We start from the raw sequence: 1,403 nt of genomic DNA on the forward strand, positions 1-1,403 counted from the left end.
AAATCAATACGCAATGGGTTGAAAGCACTGATTTCATGCGGTTTTTAAGTGTTTTCTAGTGGCAACCTAGTGAGGAGTTGCGGGAATCCAGGTTGTAATGCCGTTTAGTTCTATTAGAAATGTTAAATATGACGAGAAGTCGAGACGAATAGAATTTTTGGCAGATGGAACAGGTTACCATTATTCAGATGTGAGAAAACAAATTGTAGATCGCGAATGGCCACTTAATGAGTATGAAGCAATATTTTATGATTACTTCGAGCCATCTTTGATAGGAACATTGAAATCAAAAGGTATAAATGTAGAGACCAAAGAATTAAATTCTTATTCTGTTTTTAATAACACTATTTAACGAGGAGGTATGCAAATTGAACGAACAAGCACTTGATTATAAGATGCAAGGTTTTGCAATGATGGGAATTGAAAAATTTGATAAAGCTGTAGAGCTTTTTTCTAAATCAATTGAGATCGAGCAAAATTCAGACGTATATATGGATTTAGGTAATGCCTATGCGAGTATGAGTGAGTATGATAAAGCTGTTGACGCATTCTCTAAAGCTTTGTTATTGGACCCAGACAATGGCGAGATTTTATTTAATATCGGATGTGTATATTTATTGCAAGAAAGATTAAAGAAGGCCGCTCGGGCGACAGCACGCCCTCGCTGAGCGTGCCTGACCCTATTAAAAAAGGATAAACTTCAGACAGTGATGCCTGAACGTATATCCAGCCAAGGGCGAATAATCCGATGGGTGGACTCCCATCAAGTAAGTTGCTCATCATACTGCGTGAAACGAGTCTGCGACCTTAGCGCTATTCGAGTATTTGCTTCAAGTACATATAATAGATTTTGTGGCTGGAAAGAAATAAGTCTTAAGGCGGTTGTCTGCACGATGGCCGTCTTTCTTTTTCCCCGGTCTCTGGTTGACAAATACCACAACATGGGAATATGATTACATAAATTATACAAACAAGTCAAAGTATGTATATTATTCATATGACAATAACGGAAATCAGCTCAGTACATTTGTTGAGGAATACTGTGGTGAAGGAAGTTCAAATTCCTATGATTCCATGTATAATGAATACGACCTTCGTAATCAGCTGGTATGCACCCGTACAGCCGAAGGAACAGAAGTAAGATCCACCTACAATGGCGAAGGCTACAGGGTTGCAAAGAGCGTGAAGGCTCCGGGCGAGGCACAGGGGAAAATAACCTATTACCTCTATGAAGGCGACAAGGTCATCCTTGAACTCGACAGTAACCGCAACCAGACAGGAAGGAATGTATACGGCACAAACCTGCTGTTCCGCACAGTCGGAAACAGGAACAGCGGAACAACCTACAGCTATATCTACAACGGCCACGGAGATGTAACCGCCCTTATAACAGATGCAGGATA

At 40.5% G+C, this 1,403-nt stretch carries 2 protein-coding genes; both read left to right on the plus strand.

Going from position 1 to position 1,403, the window contains the following annotated elements; all coding sequences use genetic code 11:
* Window positions 1–368: 368 nt before the first annotated feature.
* Window positions 369–668 (plus strand): tetratricopeptide repeat protein, encoded by a 300-nt coding sequence (locus BJR36_RS19960; RefSeq protein ID WP_091237181.1) that lies wholly within the window; start codon window positions 369–371, stop codon window positions 666–668.
* Window positions 669–924: 256 nt separating this feature from the next.
* The coding region (locus BJR36_RS19965) for a hypothetical protein (RefSeq protein ID WP_139133602.1) at window positions 925–1,403 on the plus strand (479 nt) is incomplete at its 3' end.

Source organism: Anaerobium acetethylicum (genome assembly GCF_900096945.1).
Taxonomy (GTDB): domain Bacteria; phylum Bacillota; class Clostridia; order Lachnospirales; family Lachnospiraceae; genus Anaerobium; species Anaerobium acetethylicum.